Annotated in this window: 16 protein-coding genes; 13 read left to right on the top strand and 3 right to left on the bottom strand. The window is 59.4% G+C overall.

All coding sequences use genetic code 11. The annotated features are described in order from the left end of the window. The first annotated feature begins 160 nt into the window (after positions 1-160). Positions 161-544 carry a rhodanese-like domain-containing protein gene (locus FYJ43_RS00290; RefSeq protein WP_154560969.1) on the top strand — a complete coding sequence of 128 codons (384 nt, stop codon included), beginning with the start codon at positions 161-163 and terminating at the stop codon, positions 542-544. 212 nt (positions 545-756) lie between these two features. On the opposite strand, the gene FYJ43_RS12510 is transcribed toward FYJ43_RS00290, so the two are convergent. Continuing rightward, positions 757-6,234 (bottom strand): S8 family serine peptidase, encoded by a 5,478-nt coding sequence (locus FYJ43_RS12510; protein ID WP_407643711.1) that lies wholly within the window; start codon positions 6,232-6,234, stop codon positions 757-759. 515 nt (positions 6,235-6,749) lie between these two features. Between FYJ43_RS12510 and rpsF the strand changes: the two genes are divergently transcribed. The 4 genes from rpsF to rplI all read left to right on the top strand — a co-directional run bounded on the left by rpsF (position 6,750) and on the right by rplI (position 8,580). Continuing rightward, positions 6,750-7,040 (top strand): 30S ribosomal protein S6, encoded by a 291-nt coding sequence (rpsF, locus tag FYJ43_RS00280; protein ID WP_154560965.1) that lies wholly within the window; start codon positions 6,750-6,752, stop codon positions 7,038-7,040. A gap of 127 nt (positions 7,041-7,167) precedes the next feature. Beyond that, positions 7,168-7,749 (top strand): single-stranded DNA-binding protein, encoded by a 582-nt coding sequence (locus FYJ43_RS00275; protein WP_154560963.1) that lies wholly within the window; start codon positions 7,168-7,170, stop codon positions 7,747-7,749. A 127-nt stretch (positions 7,750-7,876) separates the two neighbouring features. Further along, positions 7,877-8,116, top strand: a complete 240-nt coding sequence (gene rpsR, locus FYJ43_RS00270; RefSeq protein WP_002514173.1) for a 30S ribosomal protein S18 — start codon at positions 7,877-7,879, stop codon at positions 8,114-8,116. A 14-nt stretch (positions 8,117-8,130) separates the two neighbouring features. Beyond that, positions 8,131-8,580, top strand: a complete 450-nt coding sequence (gene rplI / locus FYJ43_RS00265; protein ID WP_154560961.1) for a 50S ribosomal protein L9 — start codon at positions 8,131-8,133, stop codon at positions 8,578-8,580. 127 nt (positions 8,581-8,707) lie between these two features. Here rplI and FYJ43_RS00260 read toward each other — a convergent pair whose 3' ends face one another. Next, positions 8,708-10,075 carry an MFS transporter gene (locus tag FYJ43_RS00260; RefSeq protein ID WP_407643710.1) on the bottom strand — a complete coding sequence of 456 codons (1,368 nt, stop codon included), beginning with the start codon at positions 10,073-10,075 and terminating at the stop codon, positions 8,708-8,710. Between the two features lie 99 nt (positions 10,076-10,174). Between FYJ43_RS00260 and FYJ43_RS00255 the strand changes: the two genes are divergently transcribed. From FYJ43_RS00255 to FYJ43_RS00215, 8 genes are all read left to right on the top strand, one after another. Then, positions 10,175-10,813: a hypothetical protein gene (locus FYJ43_RS00255; RefSeq protein WP_326833200.1), complete on the top strand. Its 639-nt coding sequence runs from the start codon at positions 10,175-10,177 to the stop codon at positions 10,811-10,813. Between the two features lie 40 nt (positions 10,814-10,853). Then, positions 10,854-11,348, top strand: a complete 495-nt coding sequence (locus tag FYJ43_RS00250) for a ferritin (RefSeq protein ID WP_154560957.1) — start codon at positions 10,854-10,856, stop codon at positions 11,346-11,348. A gap of 415 nt (positions 11,349-11,763) precedes the next feature. Further along, entirely contained in the window at positions 11,764-12,618 is an 855-nt protein-coding gene (locus FYJ43_RS00245; protein WP_326833199.1) for an undecaprenyl-diphosphate phosphatase, read from the top strand. Between the two features lie 1,160 nt (positions 12,619-13,778). Next, positions 13,779-14,510: a leucyl/phenylalanyl-tRNA--protein transferase gene (gene aat / locus FYJ43_RS00235; protein ID WP_326833198.1), complete on the top strand. Its 732-nt coding sequence runs from the start codon at positions 13,779-13,781 to the stop codon at positions 14,508-14,510. Between the two features lie 44 nt (positions 14,511-14,554). Beyond that, positions 14,555-15,481 (top strand): prephenate dehydratase, encoded by a 927-nt coding sequence (gene pheA / locus FYJ43_RS00230; RefSeq protein WP_326833197.1) that lies wholly within the window; start codon positions 14,555-14,557, stop codon positions 15,479-15,481. 197 nt (positions 15,482-15,678) lie between these two features. Beyond that, a complete protein-coding gene (locus FYJ43_RS00225) occupies positions 15,679-16,530 on the top strand; it encodes a DUF2382 domain-containing protein (protein ID WP_154560951.1) in 852 nt (283 codons plus the stop codon). Between the two features lie 82 nt (positions 16,531-16,612). After that, a complete protein-coding gene (serS, locus tag FYJ43_RS00220; protein WP_154560949.1) occupies positions 16,613-17,887 on the top strand; it encodes a serine--tRNA ligase in 1,275 nt (424 codons plus the stop codon). After that, positions 17,884-19,209, top strand: coding sequence for a DUF4921 family protein (locus FYJ43_RS00215; protein ID WP_326833196.1), 1,326 nt, complete (start codon positions 17,884-17,886; stop codon positions 19,207-19,209). Before serS ends, FYJ43_RS00215 begins: the two co-directional genes overlap by 4 nt. A 40-nt stretch (positions 19,210-19,249) precedes the next feature. Here FYJ43_RS00215 and FYJ43_RS00210 read toward each other — a convergent pair whose 3' ends face one another. Further along, complete coding sequence (locus FYJ43_RS00210) at positions 19,250-20,005, bottom strand: HAD family hydrolase (protein ID WP_195839877.1); 756 nt, start codon at positions 20,003-20,005, stop codon at positions 19,250-19,252. Between the last annotated feature and the right edge of the window lie 23 nt (positions 20,006-20,028).

Here is a 20,028-nt window from a genome sequence, read left to right as displayed (position 1 = left end):
CCAGTACGAGGTTGACCAATTTTGTCAGCTGGTCTGGGGACGGGGCATTACCGTTGCCTAGGTGGTGCCGATTCGGGATTTTTCTCCATCGGATGAGTCGGGTGAGCAGTTGGACACGGTGGGAATCACGGATCGACGGCGTTCCCTACAATGTGCAGGCATGGGACTGCGCGACCTGCTGATGAATCATGGGATGGCCGAGGGCGGCCTCGATCTTCCGGACGTCCTCAATGCCCTCGCCAAAGGGGGGGTACTCGTAGATGTTCGGACATCCCGTGAATATGAAGCTGGGCACGCTCCCGGGGCACGGCTGGTTAATCCTAAAGAGCTGATCGCGGACCCCTTCTTTGCCGTATACGGCGATGATCCGCTTGCCGAACCTGATCCCCACTTCATCCTGGTGTGTGACACGGGGTTTCGGTCGGGTCATTTAGTAGGTCCGGTGCGGGGAAAAGGCTACAACTGTGACTTTCTCGCATCGGGGTTGCGTGCGTGGCGTGCGGGAGGCGAGATCCTCATTCCCGGGCCGCCGCGCGGTCGCTGAATTCTGTTGTCGCCTTGCAAACCTAGCTGACGGTGTCCGCTACGCAGTCTTGCCTTAACGCCGCGCCTAGCTGTTTGGGCGGATGCCCCCACAGCAACAACGTTTCCCGCGCAGAGACCTTCCGCCATGCGACCTTGGCGCACAGCAGACAATGTCTCCCCTTCACCGACTGGTGAAGGGGAGACATGTCGTCATGCGTCAGTGGCTATGCCTCAACGGCGCGCTTTGCGGACGACTGTAGCGGCCATGGCGATGACTGCTGCGAGTCCGGCCAGCCCAACAAGGCCAGTCGCGCCGGTTGCGGGGTCACCACCAGTAGAAGGCAACTGATAGTGGCGGTGCGGGGCTTGCGAACCCGTGGAACCGTTTGATCCGTTGGAGTGTCCGCTGCCCGGCTTAGAGCCGTGGCGTCCAGGCTGATCCTTGCCTGGGGACTGTGTTGAGTCGGCATTCGTGAAGTCGAGGGTGATCTTCGACGGGACGTCAAGCATGACCTTGCCGTTAACTACCCGAGCCTTCGCGGTCCCGACGACCTTGCCGTCCTCAAGGACGAGGATCTTCCGATCGGTCGGCACATTGAGGGCCAGTGTTCCAAGGACAGTCGGTCCGGCGTTCTTCACGGTGACGATGATGTCGCCGTTGTCGTCGGTGCGGCAGGTGATCGAAATCGAGTCCCCCTTCGCAAATCGGCCCTTCATCGTCCCGCACTTACCAGCGAGGGTCCTCTCTGGACGTTGCAGGGTGACCTGTACCGTCTTGGTAACGACGTGTCCGGCGGAGTCGACCGCAGTGAGGACCACCGGAACAGCCTTGTCCATGACGAGGCCAGTCAGGTTGGCGTTAACTACGAGGTGAGCGTCGAGGTCATCAACCACCTTGTAGGCGGCGCGGATCTGATCCAGCACGTTCTCGTCGGGGTTTACGGTGATTGCGGACGGCCCCTCGATGCGCGGAGCGGCGTCTACCGTGAATGGCACGGCAACGTCGGTACGGCGCTCAGCACGGTCAGTGGCCGTCACAGCCAGCTGATGAGGTCCTGCCACTAGTGAGGTGGTCGGCAGCTTGACCGTTAGCTGGGTATAACCCTCACCGGTCTTCGTGGGCGTGGGAGCGGCGGCCTCCTTGTTGACGGCTGCTTGAGCTGCAGCGGCTTTAGCGGCAACCTTCTTGGCGGCAGCCTGCTCTGCTTGAGTAGCGGCATCATTGCTTCGCGTCGCCGATTCGGTGGCTAGTGCGCTGGGTGAGGCGGATGCACTGGCCGATGACGGTGGTGCCGAAGCGCTCGCCGACCCAGAGGTAATGGCGGTGTCATCCGGTTCACCGTCAAGGCTCACCTCGGCACCCTTGGCGGGCACCACCGTGGTGGCCTTGAAAGCGACCTGCTTGCCATCGAGCGTCACCTTCATATTCCTCAAGTGAGCGTCTGAAGCCTTGACGGTGATGGTCGTCGGTGTGGAAACCACCTCGCCGGGCTTGACCCCAGCAACTTCGACCTCGGGATCCTTCGTGTCACTGACAACAGGGATCACTTGCTCAAGACCATTGCCCATGAGGTCATATAGGCCTAGGAGGATGCGGTCGCCGTCGGATGCTTTGACATCCTCGGAGAATCCGCGCTTGTTGATGTTCGCCCCTGGATCCCAGATGTTGGTGTAGTTGGTAATGATGTTGCCGTTAACAGCCAGGTTGTAGCCGAAGGCGTTGTCCCATACTTGGCCAGCGAAGGTCACGTCCTGAGACGGTTTGGTGATGTAGATCGCACCGTCTTCGTCGATACGTGGCTCGTCAAGGTGGATTCCGGGGATCTTACTGTCATAGAACACTCGCCATGCGCTCTCGAGGGTCTGCGCCCCCGTACCCGTGTCAGTGACGGTGTAGCCGATTCTCGTCAAGCCTTGGTTGATCGGCACCTTCACGGAGAAGTGCAATGCGGAGTCAAGCTGGACCTCTTTGCCTTCGATGGTGAAGGACTTCGGGGCACGGTTGAATGTGCCCGAAATCGTGTAGGTGCGAGGGTTTGACCCAGCATCGACATGGGGATTCTTAGCGTCTAGAAAGACGTTTGGCTGCCCGAACGGGGAGTACGTATCGGCTATAGCCGGGTCGTCGAACGTAATTTCCAGTGCGTTATCTGCACTGACCGGACGGTCCAGCGGCAGGCTGACGGTCGTGATATTCACGCCGTCGGTGGCCGTTACGACGATTTGGGTAGCTGACGTCGACGGCTTGACGGTGGCTTTGAAGGTCCCATCGGGGTTGACGTCGACTTTTTGCTTACCGATGGTCACGGTGAGTGGGCGTCGATTGTCGCCGACCTTGGCCTGATCATCGGAAACCGTCCCGGATAGTTGAACGCTGCCGTCTTTGGCGATAGTGGCAAGGTTCGCAGAGCTACGGGCCGCATCAGCGGTCAACTGGGGCCCCTTAAGATCGACGTCAACCCATGACGTCGAGCGACCGAGGACCTTGCCGGCAGCATCCTGAGCGACGATCTCATACGTATTGTGACCCTCGTCCCATCCGACCATCGCCGTGAAGTGATGGTCGGCGTCGATGACGGCTTCGACACCGTTGACGAGGACTCTCGCCACATCAGCAGATGCGACCCCGCGGATCGGCAGCGTCTTGTCGTCGCGTAGGAAGGGCTGGGCCTTGACCTGGGACACGCTTGAGGAATCAGGTGTCTCAGCGTTGACGACGGCTCCCGTGGAGAGCCGATCGGGAGTCGTGAGAACCGTGTCCTCGAGCAGGACGATGGACGTAGTGGTGTTGAGGGCCCGGTCGACGCCGGTCACCTGAACGTACTTGGCCGCGGTCGGATCGGCCACCGTGAAGACTGTGGCGCCGGGCATTGATTTCGTGTCGGCCGTCAGCGTTGCGCCGGAGCCGTCCTGAGCCACAACACGGGCGGTGCCTGATCCGGAGTCGGTGGCCTTGACGATGACTGACGCGGTGCCGTCAGTGTTCTTGCGCACCGAAGTAGCAAGTTTCGGAGCCGTCACATCGAGGACGAACGGCATAGTGACGGTCTGCCAGCCGAAGTTCGGCGATAGCCGAGCCTGTACTTTAAAGGTGTAGTTGCCTTCAGGAGCTGTGACGAACGTGCCCTTCTTGGCGTCCCACACCGTGCCGTCCCAGGAGCGATCGATGTCTTCGTCAGCGGCGTTCCGCAATTCTCCGGGGAGCTTGTTCAGCACAATGTGCTGCAGATCGCGGTCGGATCCGAGTTCGCGGACGGTATTGCCGTGGGCATCCGCCACAGAGAACTTGAGTTCTTGGGCCGAGCGCAGCAGCATCGTCCGGGCGAAAATGGTGTCGACTACTCCGTCTCCGTTGGGGGAGAAGTAGTTCGCGCCGACACCACGCTCAATAGTTGTCGACCCGAGTATGTCGCTGGCAAGCACGGTCTTGTGCGGTGTGTCTTTGCCGAAAACCTGTGACATCAGCGACGGGGTATTGGCGTAGACCGGGGTGTCGATGATGTTTTCAGCGTTCCAGTCGCCAACGAATCCCAGGTAAGGAACGGCCACGTCAGGCTGGGATGGATCGGCAGATGAGAAAGTGAGCCAGCCCTCCAACCAGTGGGCCTGGCCAGGATTCGGCGTCACAGTCCACGAGACGTTCACGGTGCCGTGGGCCGGGACGGTGACAGTCTTCGTCGCAGTCGTCGCATGTTCCGTGGTTGAGCATTCAGTCAGCGGCTGCCCCGGCGTATGACTCTCGTTGATAACGCAGGTCTGGCCGGTCGTGAGCGTCTGTGGTTTATCCCCAATGTTGGTAAGGGTGACGTTGACCTTCCGCGGTGAGGTGATCTCCTTGAGAGCTGCGTTCGGGCTACCGTTCACCGTGGCAAGCACCTTGGTTGCAACGGCGCGGTCGACTTGAGCCAGCCCAGCTCCAATTTGGCGGGGCGCCTGAGGTACACCGTCGGAGGTCGTCGGTCTGACGGCAGTGTTAGAAAAGGCGGTGCGAATCCGAGTATCGGCGTCAACGGGCGATAATCCGGGCTCCTTGCTCCGCAGGGATTGCAGCATGAGCGACGTGAGCCCGGCGACATTGGGGGTGGCCATGGAGGTGCCAGATTTGACGTCGTACTTGTTGTCGTTAACCGTCGAATACACTGATCCGCCGATGCCGGCGATCTCTGGCTTGAAATTGAGGTCCGGGGTAGCCCCCCATGAGGTGAAGCTCGAAGCAAGTAGCGGGTCGGGATTGTCGACGAGCTGGTTGGACTTCGTGAGCTGGATCGACACGTCCTTGCCGGACTTTGCGACGTCGACGAGCTTTTGCCCATCGTCGTGACCCATGCCAGAGACGGGGATAGTGGCTGCCTCGATGCCTGCCATACCGGGAATGTCGTTTCCGCCATTGGCATTATTAAAGATAATGACGCCCGTCGCGCCCTTGGCGGCGGCGTTCTTGACTTTATCGGCGAAGGTAATGTCGCCGCGCTCAATGAGTGCCCAGTTGCCCTTCACCTCGGCGGGAACCTGGTCGGGCTGACCTGTACCGGCGACAATCAGCTTATGGACGTTGAGGTCGACCGGGCCAGCTTGCTGCTGGTAGCCGACGACGGCGGAGCCGCCATCCCAGCTGGCGTTGGCGGCGGTAACCACCTTGTGGGAATTATTAATCGACGCGACAGACCAGGCGGCAGGGGCGGTAGCCGGGCTACCCAATGACCCGTTGTCGAGGCGTTCGACGGTGTCGTATTCGTCACCGTTGACGGACGTCGCTACCCCCTCATTGCCGGCGGCGACAAGGACTTGAACTCCGGCATGTTGGGCGTTGGCGATGGCTAAGGCCTCGCCTTGATCTGAGGAATCGACGCCGTCGGGCGAGCCAAGCGACATATTGATGACGTCTGCGCCGTGACGCACTGATTCTTCAATCGCTGCGACAATGTCGTCGGTGTAGGCAGACGCGGATTTTTCCGGATCGTTGGAGAACACCTTCATGGCGAGCAGCTGAGCGTTGGGAGCCGCGCCGTTGACGCGCCCGTTCGTTGCCGCGTTGGCAGTGGGGCCACCGTTGGCCGCCACAATGCCGGCCACGTGCATGCCGTGCTGGGAGTCGGTGGTGTCCTTGACGTTGGTGTTGCGGTCAGCGAAGTTGTAACCGTAGGGCACCTTGTCGGTGAACCCGTTAACGGCCTTGAGCTTGGCGTGGGATGTGCCGTCGGCGTCAAGACGCATGTCTTGGTGCTTGATGTCGATACCGGTATCAACGATGGAGACGACGGTGCCGCGCCCGTCGAGACCTGTCTTGCCGACAGCAGTGGCTCCGGTAGCGAGGTTGGTGTCGTCGTCAACTGGCTGATAAGCGCGCACTGGCTTGACGGATGCGACGCCTGGCTGGGCTCGGAGTGTGGGAATATCGGCAGTCTCGACCCAGGCCGAAAAGCCCTTGAGGAGCATGCCGAAGCGGCGATCGACCTTGATCGGAACTTTGGATTGAATAGCACTAATAGTGCGGCTCAGCTCGGCGAGATTAGTTTTTTCAGCTCCGCGTCCCGACGGCTGGCCGGTCAGAAGCACCATGACCTTGACCTTCGCGGACTGCTTGTGTGTCACAGGGGTGGGAGAGGGAGTCGGTGGGGTGGGGCTCGGCGCGGCCATCGCGGCTGGGGTAGCTGTTAGCGCCAGCGCAACGATTCCTGCGAGTAGCCCCCCTCCTCGAAATGCGTGCATACTTTGTGACCGTCTTTCCTTGACACTGCGGCCGGACCTCCCGGGCTCGCATAGGTAGCACACAGATTGTCCAAAGATCCGGCACGGAATAAGCGGTGTTCACATACCGGATCGACGGATGCAGTTATGCCACTTTGGGGAGAACTCTGTCGGATAAGTGGGCGTGTGCGCGAGTCCCTGTGGCAAAAACGTGATGAAACTGTTACTAATGACTTAGGGTGGCCTAAGCGCCTCGTAGCACTGTGTATGGCTCCTGTGGCTCACAGCCTCCAGGCGCGACCGCAGTCAAATGATGCTAGACGATTGAGCGCTAGCTGATTGGGTGGTGTGGCTATACCGTCATAACCGTGTGCGCATCAGCTGAATTCGGAGAACGGCCGATCGCCCGGTATTGTACTCAATTGGCTGCCTGTCATGGTGGCTGGCCGGTCGGGAAGATCTTGACCGGTGGCATTCGCCCTCCTGCCACGGGATGTACTCGTGGCCGCTGAGACCAGAGGAGGTGGAGTCAGCGTATGCGTAAGTACGAGGTCATGATCATCATTGATCCGACCGTCGAAGAGCGTCAGGTCGATTCCCTTATGGAGAAGTACCTGAAGGTCATCACTGACGAGAAGGGCACCGTCGATAACGTTGACGTGTGGGGTAAGCGTCGTTTGGCCTACGACATTCAGAAGAAGTCGGAAGGCATTTACGTCGTCGTCAACGCGACCTGTGAGCCCGCGACCATCCAGGAGATGGATCGTCTTCTCGCCATCGACGAGAAGGTCATGCGTACCAAGGTCATGCGTCCCGAGATCCACTGACGATCTCAGACCCCACAAGGCTGTTCGCTCTGTTTCTTAGGCGATGCCCGGGAGACTGTCTGGGGCGAGCGGCACACTGGAACCATTGATTGCAAACTAAGAGAACCGCTGCGATCTGGAGACTGACATGGCTGGCGAAACACCCATTACGGTGATCGGCAATTTAACTGCTGATCCTGAGCTGCGCTTCACCCCCAACGGGGTGCCCGTCGCGAACTTCACGGTGGCGTCGACCCCGCGAACTTTTGACCGGCAGACCAATGAGTGGCGTGACGGTGAGGCAATGTTCCTCAACTGCTCTGTGTGGCGTCAGTTTGCCGAAAATGTTGCTGAGTCCCTCTCAAAGGGGATGCGCGTCGTCGTCAACGGCAATCTCAAGGCTCGTTCCTACGAGGATCGCGACGGTAACCGCCGCACCTCCTATGAGATTGACGTCAACGAGGTTGGCCCGTCGCTGAGGTTCGCTTCGGCGAAGGTTTCGCGTAACCAGTCCTCCGGTGGAGGCAACTGGGGCGGCAATGCTGGCGGCGGTCAGGGTGGCAACTGGGGTGGAAACTCCGGTGGTGGCCAGGGCAGTTGGTCGGGTGGTCAGGGAGGTAACTGGGGTGGGAACTCCGGGAACCAGGGGTCTTATAACAACGGTGACGCCAACCGTGGTGGCGGAGTCGATCCGTGGGCCTCAGCCCAGACCGACGAGCCTCCGTTCTGATCGGTAGGAATAGGTCGCTGAGGCAAAGCGTCATCAAAAAACATCAGGTTCGGCGCCCCCATCCGGGGGTTGCGGACAAGGCACATTCCGGCAAAAGCCGGGCTTTCATACGAAGGAGAGCACCACAATGGCCGGTCCACAGCGCAAGTCTGTGAACAAGAAGAAGGTCGTTCCGATCAAGACCGTGCATATTGGCGCGGTTGACTACAAGGACACCGCCCTGCTGCGCAAGTTCATTTCTGAGCGGGGCAAGATTCGCGCTCGTCGCGTTACCGGGCTGTCTGTTCAGGATCAGCGCAAGGTTGCTATCGCGATCAAGAACGCACGCGAACTCGCACTGCTCCCGTACGCCTCGACGGCTCGCTGAGAAGGGAGAAAGACATGAAGCTTATTCTCACTGCCCCGGTGGCGAAGCTTGGTGTCCCTGGTGACATCGTCGAGGTTAAGGATGGCTACGGCCGTAACTACTTGCTGCCGAAGAATTACGCCATCAAGTGGACGCGTGGCGCTGAGGCCCAGATCAAGGACATTACGCGCGCTCGCCAGGCCAAGGAGATCAAGTCCAAGGAGGAGGCTGAGCAGATCCGCTCGCAGCTGGAGCATCTGGTCGTCCAGGTGACAGTCCAAGCCGGGGATAGCGGTCGTCTGTTTGGTGCGGTGACTCCTGGCGATATCGCTTTGGCCGTCAAGAAGGCTGGTGGCCCCGCCCTCGATAAGCGGGCTATCGAGATCACCAAGCCGATCAAGACCATCGGCAAGCATACCGTCGGCGTTAAGCTGCATGAATCCATTAAGGGCCACGTCACGGTCGAGACTGTTCCCGCCGCGTGACGCACACGCAGACGTAGGGGGAGGTGCCCACTGGGCATCCTCCCCCTTGTTGCGTCACCACCGGCGAAAGTAAATGACGAGGCAACCTCATTGTTGCGCCTCAGGGGTTCACCACGTGCCCCACGTGTCATATGGCGGCCGGCGGAGTCCCTCCCTCATTATGGGCCCACGCATGTCCTTGCTCGTGATCAAGATACGTTGCGGTTTTGTTCTTCAACCCGAAGATGTAAATGAGGGTTGAGATGAAAGTCAAAGTCGTGACATAGCCGATGAACCACGTTACTTTGCCTTGTTCCTTGAAGGCCTCGTAGATGAGTGGGGCAGTGCCACCGAAACAGGAATTGGCAAGTCCGTAGCCGAGGCCGACACCTAAGGCACGGATGCTGGCTGGGAAGAGCTCGGACTTCACTAGAGCGTTGATCGACGTGTATCCGGTCAAGATGATGTAGCCGACCAGCAGCAGACCGAAGGCACCGAAAGGATTCGTGGTCTTCGGTAGGAAGGTGATGAGCGCCCAGGTGTAGCAGATGGCGCCGACTCCGAAGAAGACTAGCAACGGTTTGCGGCCGATCCTGTCGGAAATGAGGCCCCCGATGGGCTGTAGGAACATAAGAATGATGAGCGCGATGAGGTTGATAGTGGTCGCTGTCATCGCATCATCCTCGAATGTGGACTTGACGATGGCTGGAGCGTTGACCGAATAGGTGTAGAAGCAGACCGTGCCGCCCATAGTGATGAGGAACACCAACAGAAGGGGCTGCCAGTGTTGCACCAGCAGGGTACGCATCGTGCCGGAATCCCGGTCTAGGCCGGAGCGGATGTTCTTCAGGTGCTCCTCCGTGAGGGATTCATCCATGGTGCGTCGCATCCACAACACGACGACTGCTGCGATGCCGCCAATACCAAAAGCAATGCGCCAACCCCAGGTGGCGATCTGATCGTGAGACATGGTGGCGGTCTCGATGAGGAGAACAGCCTGGGCGATGACCTGACCGCCGACAAGGGTCACATATTGGAAAGACGACAAGAATCCTCTCCGGTGACGAACGGCCGCCTCCGACATGTAAGTCGCCGAGGTGCCGTATTCGCCTCCGGTTGCGAAGCCTTGAACGATGCGGCAGATGATGAGCAAGACAGCGGCCCACATACCAATGCGGTCACGTGACGGCAGGATTGCTACCACGAGCGAGGCGAAAGCCATGACGAGGACAGAAAAAGTGAGGGCAGAGCGGCGTCCGTGACGGTCTGCCCATCGCCCGAAAAACCACGACCCTAATGGCCTCATGAGGAACGTGATGGCGAACACGGCATAGACGTAGATGCGCGAGTTCTTGTCCTCGGGGCTGAAGAACTGGTTTTGGAAGTATGTCGCGAAGACCGTGTAGGTGTAGACGTCGTACCACTCGACGAGGTTGCCCAGGCACCCCTTCAGGGTGTTGAGTGCAGCTCGTCCGAGGTTGTGTTCCTCGCGGACTAGTTGTGTTTCGCTTGTCACTATTGGCGCCTCCTTCGGCATCGTGGTTGGAACTATGCCCTATGTTGAGAGGTTGTAGTGACAAAATTCACAAAACCGTAACACGTTTGGGGGTAAGTTGTGACAGACGGCATCGACTGGCAGCCCGGCGTGGTGTTCACCCACACCTTGTCCCTTACCCTTGACGACAAAGCGCAAGAGACCCTACAAGGTATCCGTAGTCGGCTCATGGCGGCTGGCGTACCTGTGTTGCACCAGCCAGCCCACATCACGATCGCGGCTGTTTCGACCATGGAGGGTGTTGATTCCCATCTCGTTGATGCTGGATGGCCCGCCAAGATTCTTCTCACGACGTCATGCCGCCTTCCCAATTCTGACGGCGTCGTTGCGTTATGCCCTCACAACCCTACGCCCAATGATCCCGTGACAATTTCTGACGCCACACAAGGGGGAGGGGCCGAATTGTGCACCGCCACTGCCCCTGCCGGTAATTTTCGCGCGTCACAGTGTCTGCCGGAGTCCCTCCAGCGGCCCCACGAGTTGCTGCACCGTCGGTTGGCTGCGGCTGGAGTTATTGCGTTCAACTATTACGGGCCTCGATGGTGGAACCCGCACGTCACAATGGGGTACCAAGTTCTGCCGGAATTACAGGGCCGAGCTGTCAGAATTCTCGCTGGTGTGGTGCCTCTGGACGTTGGGGTGGCCGGGGTCTCAGTATGGCGGGTGGGTGACGGCTACACGTACCGCCTGTTCCCCTGATTCGGCGGCGAAAATCGGCGGTCGACCGTAAAATACTGACATGGATATTCCAGACGATATCGCGGCGGCATTCAGCCACCAGGTCACGCTCGAGTTCATTGCCGATCTCACGTACCGTCAGCTTTCCTTCGAGGCCGCTAACCAGGGCTATCCGGGCATTGCTGCGTGGATGCGGGCGCAAGCTGATGAGGAAATTACCCATGCGCACAAGTTCGCCGACCATGTCCTTGAGCGCGGCGGTCGTCCCCAGATTGAGGCCATTGAGTCGCCCCAGGTAGGGGTGGGTCTTTCCCCCTTGGATATTTTTCACGCGTCCTTGGCCCACGAGAAAAAGGTCACCGCAGCGATCAACGACCTCAAGCAGACGTGTGTCGCTGCCGGAGACGAGGAGTCCATTGCGCTTGTGGACTGGTTCCTCAAGGAACAAGACGAGGAGGAGTCCACTGTCGGGGGGATTATTGCGCGCATCCAGGGTGCCGACGTCGCAGGTCTGAGTGCTCTCGATGCCGAACTCGGGGGCCGCAGCCAGGAGTGAGCGGCGTGTGAGTGCGAAAAATATCGCCTCGCAGAGGTGTGAGGCACGACAATGATGTCGGGCTCTCGGAGGCGACATTTTTCAACACTCAACCTCGGGGCTACTGGCAGCGAAGAGTCGACCGTTAGCGTGAGTGCCGGTCGAAGTGAACTCAGTGCAGACGGCGGTCCGGGTTGCTCACACACCGAATTTGGGTCCGTGGAGTACCTCTGAGGGAACGCATCGCGGACCTGTGGTCTGCGGTGAGCCCGCGGCGGGAATAACGACCGCGGTCGTAGCTGGAGGAACCTAGACCCTACCGCAGTCACGAATGTGAGGCCACGACGCGGAAGTTGTCGTTGCCAGCATCTAATGTTGGGGCCCGGATGCGCTGACCCTCGCATCCGCTTGGCTCCCAATCGAGAGGTTTCCATCCGTGAACTGGCTGCACGCCGTCATCCTCGGCATAGTCGAGGGCATCACCGAATTCTTGCCTGTCTCCAGCACTGGTCACCTGCGCATTGTTGAGAAGCTACTGGGATACGACATCCAAGGTGCCGGGATCACTGCCTTCACCGCGATCATCCAGGTCGGCGCGATCATTGCTGCGATCATTTATTTCTGGTCCGACATCGTGCGCATTGTCGTTGCATGGTGTAAAGGGCTGATCCACAAGGACGACCGTGATGATCCGGACTACACCCTCGGTTGGGGAATTATCCTGGGCTCGATTCCAGTGGGTGTCGTGGGGTTGGTGTTCAAAGACGCCATTGAAAACACGTTGAGCTCTCTGTGGGTAGTCGCCATTGCCCTTATCCTCTGGAGCGGTGTGATGTGGCTAGGGGATCGTCAGTCGGGTCTCAACAGGGGTATGAAGGATGTTGGCGTCGTTGATGCCGTCGTCATTGGATGTTTCCAGGCCCTAGCCCCGCTCTTCCCCGGCATCTCCCGATCGGGTGCGACGATTTCTGCTGGCCTGTTCCGCAAGTTTGACCGTGCCACGGCCACTCGACTCTCATTCTTCATGGGCATTCCAGCGCTGGTTGCGGCCGGGCTGTACGAGACCGTCTCCGCCGCTGGTGACATTTCCACCGCCTCAGGTGGTGCTGCCGCAATCGGTTGGGGGCCGACGATCATAGCGACTGTGGTCTCCCTCGTCGTTGCGTATGTCTCTATCGCGTGGCTGCTGAAGTTTGTCTCGTCGAATAAGTTCACCGGGTTCATTTGGTACCGCGTGGCGGTAGGGATCATTATGATGGGCTTGATTTTGACTAACGTCGTCACTGCCTGATCTAGCGCTATTAGCTCGGTGCCAGGGATGCTCAGGCACGTGTTTTCTCGACTTTCATTGAGCGATTGATGGGCGCGCAAACTGTCGGTGCCATGATCAGCGAACCGATGGACTGGCACTTGAGCACGGTCTTGGGCTAACCCACGTCATCGTCCGATGTGGCGACGAACCATGGCGGCCTCTCCATGAACGGGTGTGGGGTTGTTGGGTGCGGGGTTGTCGGGTGGTGGCAGCGTCGCGAGGGCCTGTTGCGACGATTGTGGCCTGGTCGGTGACAACGGGTGACATACCGCTCGAAGTCGATCGAAATGTCATAGCGGACCGTGCCGGACACGGGTACCCCCACCAACAAGATGATGTTTCCCCCCAGGTCCGTGTGGGGCCGAGTATTTGGGTGTGGCGCCATGCTGCAGCATTGACGAAACAGCTAGGGGGAGATCTCCGCTGAGCGCTGGGTACCTGGCTGTTTCTGCTAGGTGCCTCCATGAGTTATCCACAGGGTTATCCACCAACTGGGGACAACTCACATAGATGTAATTTCGGCCGATGTGATTCCCTGAGGCCATCGCCTACTCATTTGACTTCACAGTCACCGAACGAAATTGTCAGCTCACCGGGGGACAAAGCACCGTGGTGCTCGTGACCGTGCTTGCGTGACAAAAATGTGCACTGTGCTGTGGGACCGGCCAGTGAACGGCGGTTGTCAATCGTGATAAGGGCGCGCCTGACAAGGCCAGTGCACTGTGCTGTGGGACCGGCCAGTGAACGGCGGCGGCCCTGTGCTCTGCGGCGCGTGTGGCGCCGCACGGAGGGAGCGGAGCCGGGACCAGCTCGGAGCCCAGACTGGCTCGTTGTGTGATTGCGGCGACGGTTGGGTCGCTGTCTCAGCCGTCGAAGCGCGACGACGATCACCCGTTCCCTCGATGTGGCCACCGAGACGGCCGACAGCATCTGGACCGTTACGCTCGTACCGGCAGTAGGGCCCCATCAGGTCGTGCGGTGCGAGAAAAATGTCAAGCCGATGGCGGGGCACGCGAATGCCTGGCCGGGATGAATACCGCCGAGTAGCAGAACGATGCCCGTCCAGGCGGAGCGCGGGGAAGTCTCGTTACCGCCGGGTGGACAATAGACCGGCAGCGAACTCTCAGGAGGCCAAGTCAGTGACGGTGCCAGAACTTTTCGGAGACCCGGATCAGTGGCCTGACGATGATCTCATCGCGATTACGGGAGTGTTTAGTCCTCACTTAGTGTTGGCGGCCCTTCACGAAGGCGTCTTCCCCATGCCCATTACCGACAACGAGGTGCCTCGGGAATTTCATGGTGCGACGGCATGGTGGTCTCCTATGCGCCGTGGCATCCTGTTGCCCGGCCACCTCAAGGTCGCCCGCAGCTTGCGCAAAACGACTAAACATCACACGACGACCATCGACCGCGCGTTTGATGAGGTCATCGCGCGGTGTGCGGACCCAACTCGCCCTTACGGCTGGATCGACGACCGGGTCATGGACGCCTACAAATACCTTCATGATCGCGGATGGGCCCATTCAGTCGAGACGTGGGACACGCAAGGCCGCCTCGTAGGAGGCCTCTACGGCGTCAATGTTGGGGGATTCTTCAGTGGCGAGTCGATGTTTCATGATCCAGAGTATGGCCGCGATGCCTCCAAGACGGCTCTGATGAGGCTGGTCTGCGAACTCAGCGGTGGGCTCCTTGATGTTCAATGGAGCACCCCGCATTTGGCCAGCCTCGGTGTTACTGAGGTCGACCGTGGTGAGTACCTCGCCCTTCTCTCTGATGCGCTTGAGCGCCCCGCTCCGCAATGGACGAGTCCAGATGATCCGGCGTGGAATGGTGTCTGCCTTCTCGATCGGGTGCGAAAAATGCCCGCTTAACGGAGTCGCGATCACATTTGCGACCTCGCGGATAGTCTGGCGACGTGTATGGATACTTCGGCCCTGCGGGTACCTTCACCCATCAGGCTCTCAAAACTCTCGACTACGATGACGCTCGCCCTTACGCGACAGTGGGAGGTGCTCTCCAGGGGGTCGTTGACGGCGACGTTGAGGCGTCACTGGTTCCCATCGAGAACTCAGTGGAAGGCGGAGTGAGTGCCACCCTCGATACCCTCGCGGTGCTTGGTGGGTTGCAGATCGTCCGTGAAGTCGTCATTCCGGTGCAGTTCAACGTTTATGTGCGTCCGGGAACGAGCTTGTCGTCAATTCGCCACGTCTTGACCCATCCTCATGCCGCGAATCAGTGCCGGGAGTGGTTGGCTGCCAACCTTTCGCCCCATGCCGAGATCACCCAGGGTGGTTCAACGGCTGCGGCCGCTAAGGAGGTCTCCGACCCGCGGTCTCGATTTGATGCCGCGGTATGTGCAGAGGTTGCCGGAACAATGTACGGACTCACAGCTGTAGCACAGGGAATTGCCGATAATCCCGACGCCGTGACGCGATTCATCCTTGTTGCAAGAAACGGTCAGATGATGGCGCGAACTGGCGATGATCGAACTACTGTTGTCGTCGTTCCTCCGAATGACCATCCCGGTGCGTTGCTGGAAATCTTGCAGCAGTTCTCTTTCCGCAAAATTAATTTGTCGAGAATTGAATCTCGCCCGACGAAGGATCGTCTGGGTGAGTACTGCTTCTCTATTGACGCCATCGGCCATATTGAGGATGCGAGGATGGCTGCCGCACTCAAAGGGTTGTATCGGATCAGCCGTAAGGTGATCTTTCTCGGGTCCTATCCAAACGGCTTCATAACGGGCTCATCGCCGTCAGAAGGTTGTGGTGTCGGCTGTGGCTTCCGTGACGAGGACTACGCCGCGGCGGAGGAATGGTTTGCGCGGGTTACCGGAAAATGACACCACCTTCGCCACTGCGATAATGAGCGCACCTTACCATAGGCATGGTATAGAAACAAGGGTTTTAAATATTAACGGAAATCCTGCTCTCTGGCCGATTTGCATGTGGTCCTTTGTCCCGTATCGTCGAAGACATCAGCCGATCTCGTTCGGTTACCCGACGAGATTGGTGGAAATCTCAACGAAGGGAAACAAGAATGTCGACTGACAAGACGCCTACAAACGCCACGATCGACGCTCTTTACGACCGCACGGTTGTTGACCAGTCCGGTAACAAAATTGGCGAGATCGGTCAGGTTTACCTCGATGATGCATCAGGTCAGCCGGCCTGGGTGACCGTCAAGACCGGCCTATTCGGACGCAATGAGACCTTTGTCCCCTTCAAGGGCCTGGAAACCTCGGGTGGCCAGATCCGCACTATCTACACCAAGGACAAGGTGAAGGACGCCCCGAACGTTGACCCCGACGGTCACCTGTCTGAAGATGAAACCGAGGAGCTCTACCGCTACTACTCCGACGCCTTCGCTTCGGGCAAGACCACCGGTAAGACTGAGACCACAGACAAGAACGTCAACCAGGGTGGTCGAGTCGCCGCTGGTGGAGCTGGGGGCAATCAGGTTGCCGACAACAAGACGGTCTCTGACACCAAGGATCACGGCACCGACCACAAGTCTCCAGTTGCTGGGGACGGCTCCGTCGTCCGTCACGAGGAGCGCCTCAATGTAGGCAAGGAGCGCGTCGAGACTGGTCGCGTGCGTATCCACAAGCACATCGTCCACGACACCGAGACCGTTGAGGTTCCGGTTGAGCGTGAGGAGATTCACGTCGAGCGTGTTCCTCTTGATGAGAAGGTTGCCGCTGATGACGTCAAACTGTCCGAGGGTACCCACGACATCGTGACTCATGAAGAGCGTCCAGTCGTCAACAAGGAGACCGTCGGCGTCGAGAAGATCAGAATTAACAAAGAAGCCGTGCAGGACACCGAGACCGTATCCGACAAGGTTGCCAAGGAGCAGATCGACATCGATAACGCCAAGCGCACCAAGTGATGCCTTGACGACGAGTGAGGCCCAGGCTGTCTGCAACCTGGGCCTCACCCATGTGTGCATCTAGCCCGGTAGGATCAGTTTCATGATCGATCCCAAGCTCCTGCGAACGGATCCGGATGCCGTTCGTCGTTCCCAGATCGCCCGCGGCGAGGATCCCTCGGTCGTGGACGACGTCGTCGCCGCAGATGAGGCTCGTCGTGAAGCCATTGCTGCTCACGAGCATTTGCGCGCAGAACAGAAGGGACTCGGCAAGCGGATTGCCAAGGCATCTGGTGACGAGAAGGCGGAGCTGCTGGCGCGGACGAAGACCATCTCCGGTGACGTTGCTGACCTCAAGAAGGCTGCAGACGAGGCTGACGCCAAGTTTGTCGAGCTTGCCAAGACTTTGGGCAATATCGTCATCGACGGGGTCCCCGCAGGCGGCGAGGACGAAGGCGTCATCAAGGAGACCATCGGAACTCCGCGTGATTTCGCCGCTGAAGGATTCAAGCCCAAGGATCACCTTGAAATTGGTGAAGCTCTCGGCGCTATTGATATGGAGCGGGGCACGAAGATTTCTGGCTCCCGGTTCTACGTCCTCACCGGTGTTGGCGCTCAGTTGGAATTCGCCCTGCTCAACCTCGCGATGTCCAAAGCAGCCCAGTGGGGATTCACCCCAATGATCCCGCCAGCCCTGGTGAAGCCGTCGGCCATGGAGGGTACCGGTTTTCTCGGCCAAGCTGCTGACGACGTCTACTACCTGCCCAAGGATGATCAATACCTGGTTGGAACCTCCGAAGTGGCTTTGGCAGCCTTCCACTCCGACGAGATCCTCGACGACGCTGAGCTCCCCAAGCGTTACGTCGCTTTCTCGCCGTGTTATCGACGTGAGGCAGGCTCCTATGGCAAGGACACCCGAGGAATCTTCCGGGTCCACTGGTTCGACAAAGTCGAAATGTTTGTTTACTGCCTGCCGCAGGAGGCCGAGACCTGGCATGAGAAGCTGCTCAGTTTTGAAAAAGACTTCATTACCGCGCTAGACATCCCGTTCCAGGTGCTTGACGTCGCCTCCGGTGATCTGGGCCTGTCGGCTGCTCGCAAATACGATTGCTACGGTTGGTTGCCGACCCAAAATCGTTATCGCGAAATCACCTCGACGTCGAATTGCACGACCTTCCAGGCGCGTCGATTGTCCATCCGCCACCGGGGGCCTGACGGAGTCGAACCTTTGGCTACCCTCAATGGCACCTTGTGCGCGATGACACGCATCATCATCATGTTGCTGGAGAATCACCAGCAGGCCGACGGTTCGGTGCGGGTGCCGGAGGCCCTGCGTCCTTACCTCGGTGGTCGCGAGATCATTGAGCCGGTGAAGTGAGCGACGACCTGTACTACCGGGAGCTGCCCGACGGCACAATCAAGCAGGTCAATCCGTTCACCGGGACGAAAGTGTGGACGGTTCCGGGCCGGGGAGCGCGCCCATTGGGTAAGCCGGTCGAGCACGCCCGGGAATTGACTGAGCGTGATCGTCGTGCCGCCTGCGCGTTCTGCCCCGATAACCACGTGCTGACACCGCCGGAGAAGTCCCGGCTGGTGAAACGCGAAGGCGGCCTGGTGCGCGGTCACGATCTCATTCGTTGTGTTCCGGCAGATCAACTTGACTCGACCATTCCAGAATTTCGGCGCATCCCCAACCTTTTCGAAATTCTGTCGTGGCAGTACTGGCAGCTCAATTGGGGGATGGACCTTCCTCGGGTGTCGCGGCAGTGGCAGGAGGAATACCTATCTCATCCGGCGGGGGAGGCCCATGTGAGGTCAGTCCTCAACGCGAAGTTTAAGGCGGTGGGGTCGGACCAGCGCGCTGAGGACCTTGGGCCTCAAGAACTGAGACAAGCGTCGGCGGCGTTTTTTGCTGGTGGGCATGACGTCATCGTCGCCCGCCGTCACTACACCGACGAGGGGACGACGACCGCCGACATTGCCGGATCGGCGAGCCTTACGGTTGACGAGCATCGGGCCTTTATGGCGCTGACCGTCGACTCGATGGCTCAGCTACATCGCCACAACAAGCATGTGCGGTATGTGGTGGTTTTCCAGAACTGGCTCAAGGCAGCGGGGGCCTCCTTTGACCACTTGCATAAGCAGCTGGTGGCCATTGACGAGATCGGTGCCGATAACGAGTCCGTGCTGCCGAAGGCCGTTCTTGATCCGGATATTTTCAACCGGTGGGGCCCCGACTTCGCAGTGAAGCATGGCTTGGTGTTGGCCCGCAATGAGGGTGCCGTCATGACGGTTGGGTTCGGGCACCGGTACCCGTCGGTGGAGGTGTGGTCCACGAGTCGAGCCGATCAGCCCTGGCGGGTTGGCGACGATGGTATTGACGCCGTCTCAGATCTCCTCCATGCCGCGCACGTGGCGGTGGGCGATGATGTGCCTGCCAATGAGGAATGGCATTACCGCCCAGTGGGTACCGGGGTGGCGGTGCCATGGCGGATCATCCTCAAGTTGAGGGTCTCGACCCTGGCCGGATTTGAAGGCGGGACGAAGGTCTACGTCAACACCATCTCGCCGACGGCATTAGCTGCCATGCTGATGCCAAAGCTGTTCGAGGCTCGGTCAGCTGGGAGGATTGCCGCTATGGACTTGGGTGCGCAGTGCCACGTCGAACCGGGGGTGCTGAGAGCTGGTCGGATCGACTGACGCCGTGCTGGCAACCTGACGCCGTGCTGGCAACCTGGCCTCAGAACCAGCGTTTCAGCTCAACCGCAGTGCCACCGTCGGCAAAACATGGCGCGACGTCGTCAGCCACGGCTTTGACGGAGTCAGGGGCATCCCCGACGGCTACCCCGCGCCCGGCCCACTGCAGCATCTCAACATCGTTGTTACCGTCGCCAATGGCCAGGACGTCCTTGGGATCGACTCCCTTGAGGCGGCATAGCGCGTCAAGGGCGGAAGCCTTCGTGACGCCCTCCGGGGTGATGTCGAGCCACGCCGACCACCCGATGACATAGGAAACACTATGTAGGTCGAGGCTGCGCGCTAGATCACTGAACGAATCAGCGTAACCATTTGGGTCACGGATGATGACTCGCGGTGCAGGGCGTGATGCCAACTCGTCAATCGTTTCGATGTGGAGTTCACCCTGCAGTTCACCGGCTGGAAAGAGCTGGTTGAGCCGGTACCCAACGCCAACCTCTTCGACGGCGATGAGCGCTTGAGGATAAACCTCCATGACGTGGTCGATGATCGGCCGCGGGTCGAAGGTGACCTCATTTTGAACTGTGAGGGGAGACATTGATGCGGTGACGGCGCCGTTGGATACCACCGCGTGTCCGCCCTGTAGGCCGAGTGCCTCGTGGATGGGGACTGCCCCAAACAACCCTCGCCCAGTCGCCAAAACGACGGGAACGTTAACCGTGGCGACCGCCTCACGGATCGTGTCGGGAAGTTCTCCTTGATGGTCGACGAGGGTCCCGTCGATATCGAGGGCCACCATGCGAGGAGTGAATGTCATGTCAG

It is taken from the genome of Cutibacterium porci, assembly GCF_009696315.1.
In the GTDB taxonomy this organism is placed as follows: domain Bacteria; phylum Actinomycetota; class Actinomycetes; order Propionibacteriales; family Propionibacteriaceae; genus Cutibacterium; species Cutibacterium porci.
Note: the sequence above shows the minus strand (reverse complement) of the source record. Positions and strands in the feature narration are given on the sequence as shown.

Excerpts from the sequence above, each read along its gene's own strand:
- FYJ43_RS00290 (WP_154560969.1), top strand. The coding sequence starts at position 161 with ATGGGACTGCGCGACCTGCTGATGAATCATGGGATGGCCGAGGGCGGC.
- FYJ43_RS12510 (WP_407643711.1), bottom strand. The coding sequence starts at position 6,234 with ATGCACGCATTTCGAGGAGGGGGGCTACTCGCAGGAATCGTTGCGCTG.
- rpsF (WP_154560965.1), top strand. The coding sequence starts at position 6,750 with ATGCGTAAGTACGAGGTCATGATCATCATTGATCCGACCGTCGAAGAG.
- FYJ43_RS00275 (WP_154560963.1), top strand. The coding sequence starts at position 7,168 with ATGGCTGGCGAAACACCCATTACGGTGATCGGCAATTTAACTGCTGAT.
- rpsR (WP_002514173.1), top strand. The coding sequence starts at position 7,877 with ATGGCCGGTCCACAGCGCAAGTCTGTGAACAAGAAGAAGGTCGTTCCG.
- rplI (WP_154560961.1), top strand. The coding sequence starts at position 8,131 with ATGAAGCTTATTCTCACTGCCCCGGTGGCGAAGCTTGGTGTCCCTGGT.
- FYJ43_RS00250 (WP_154560957.1), top strand. The coding sequence starts at position 10,854 with ATGGATATTCCAGACGATATCGCGGCGGCATTCAGCCACCAGGTCACG.
- FYJ43_RS00225 (WP_154560951.1), top strand. The coding sequence starts at position 15,679 with ATGTCGACTGACAAGACGCCTACAAACGCCACGATCGACGCTCTTTAC.
- serS (WP_154560949.1), top strand. The coding sequence starts at position 16,613 with ATGATCGATCCCAAGCTCCTGCGAACGGATCCGGATGCCGTTCGTCGT.
- FYJ43_RS00210 (WP_195839877.1), bottom strand. The coding sequence starts at position 20,005 with ATGGTGGCCCTCGATATCGACGGGACCCTCGTCGACCATCAAGGAGAA.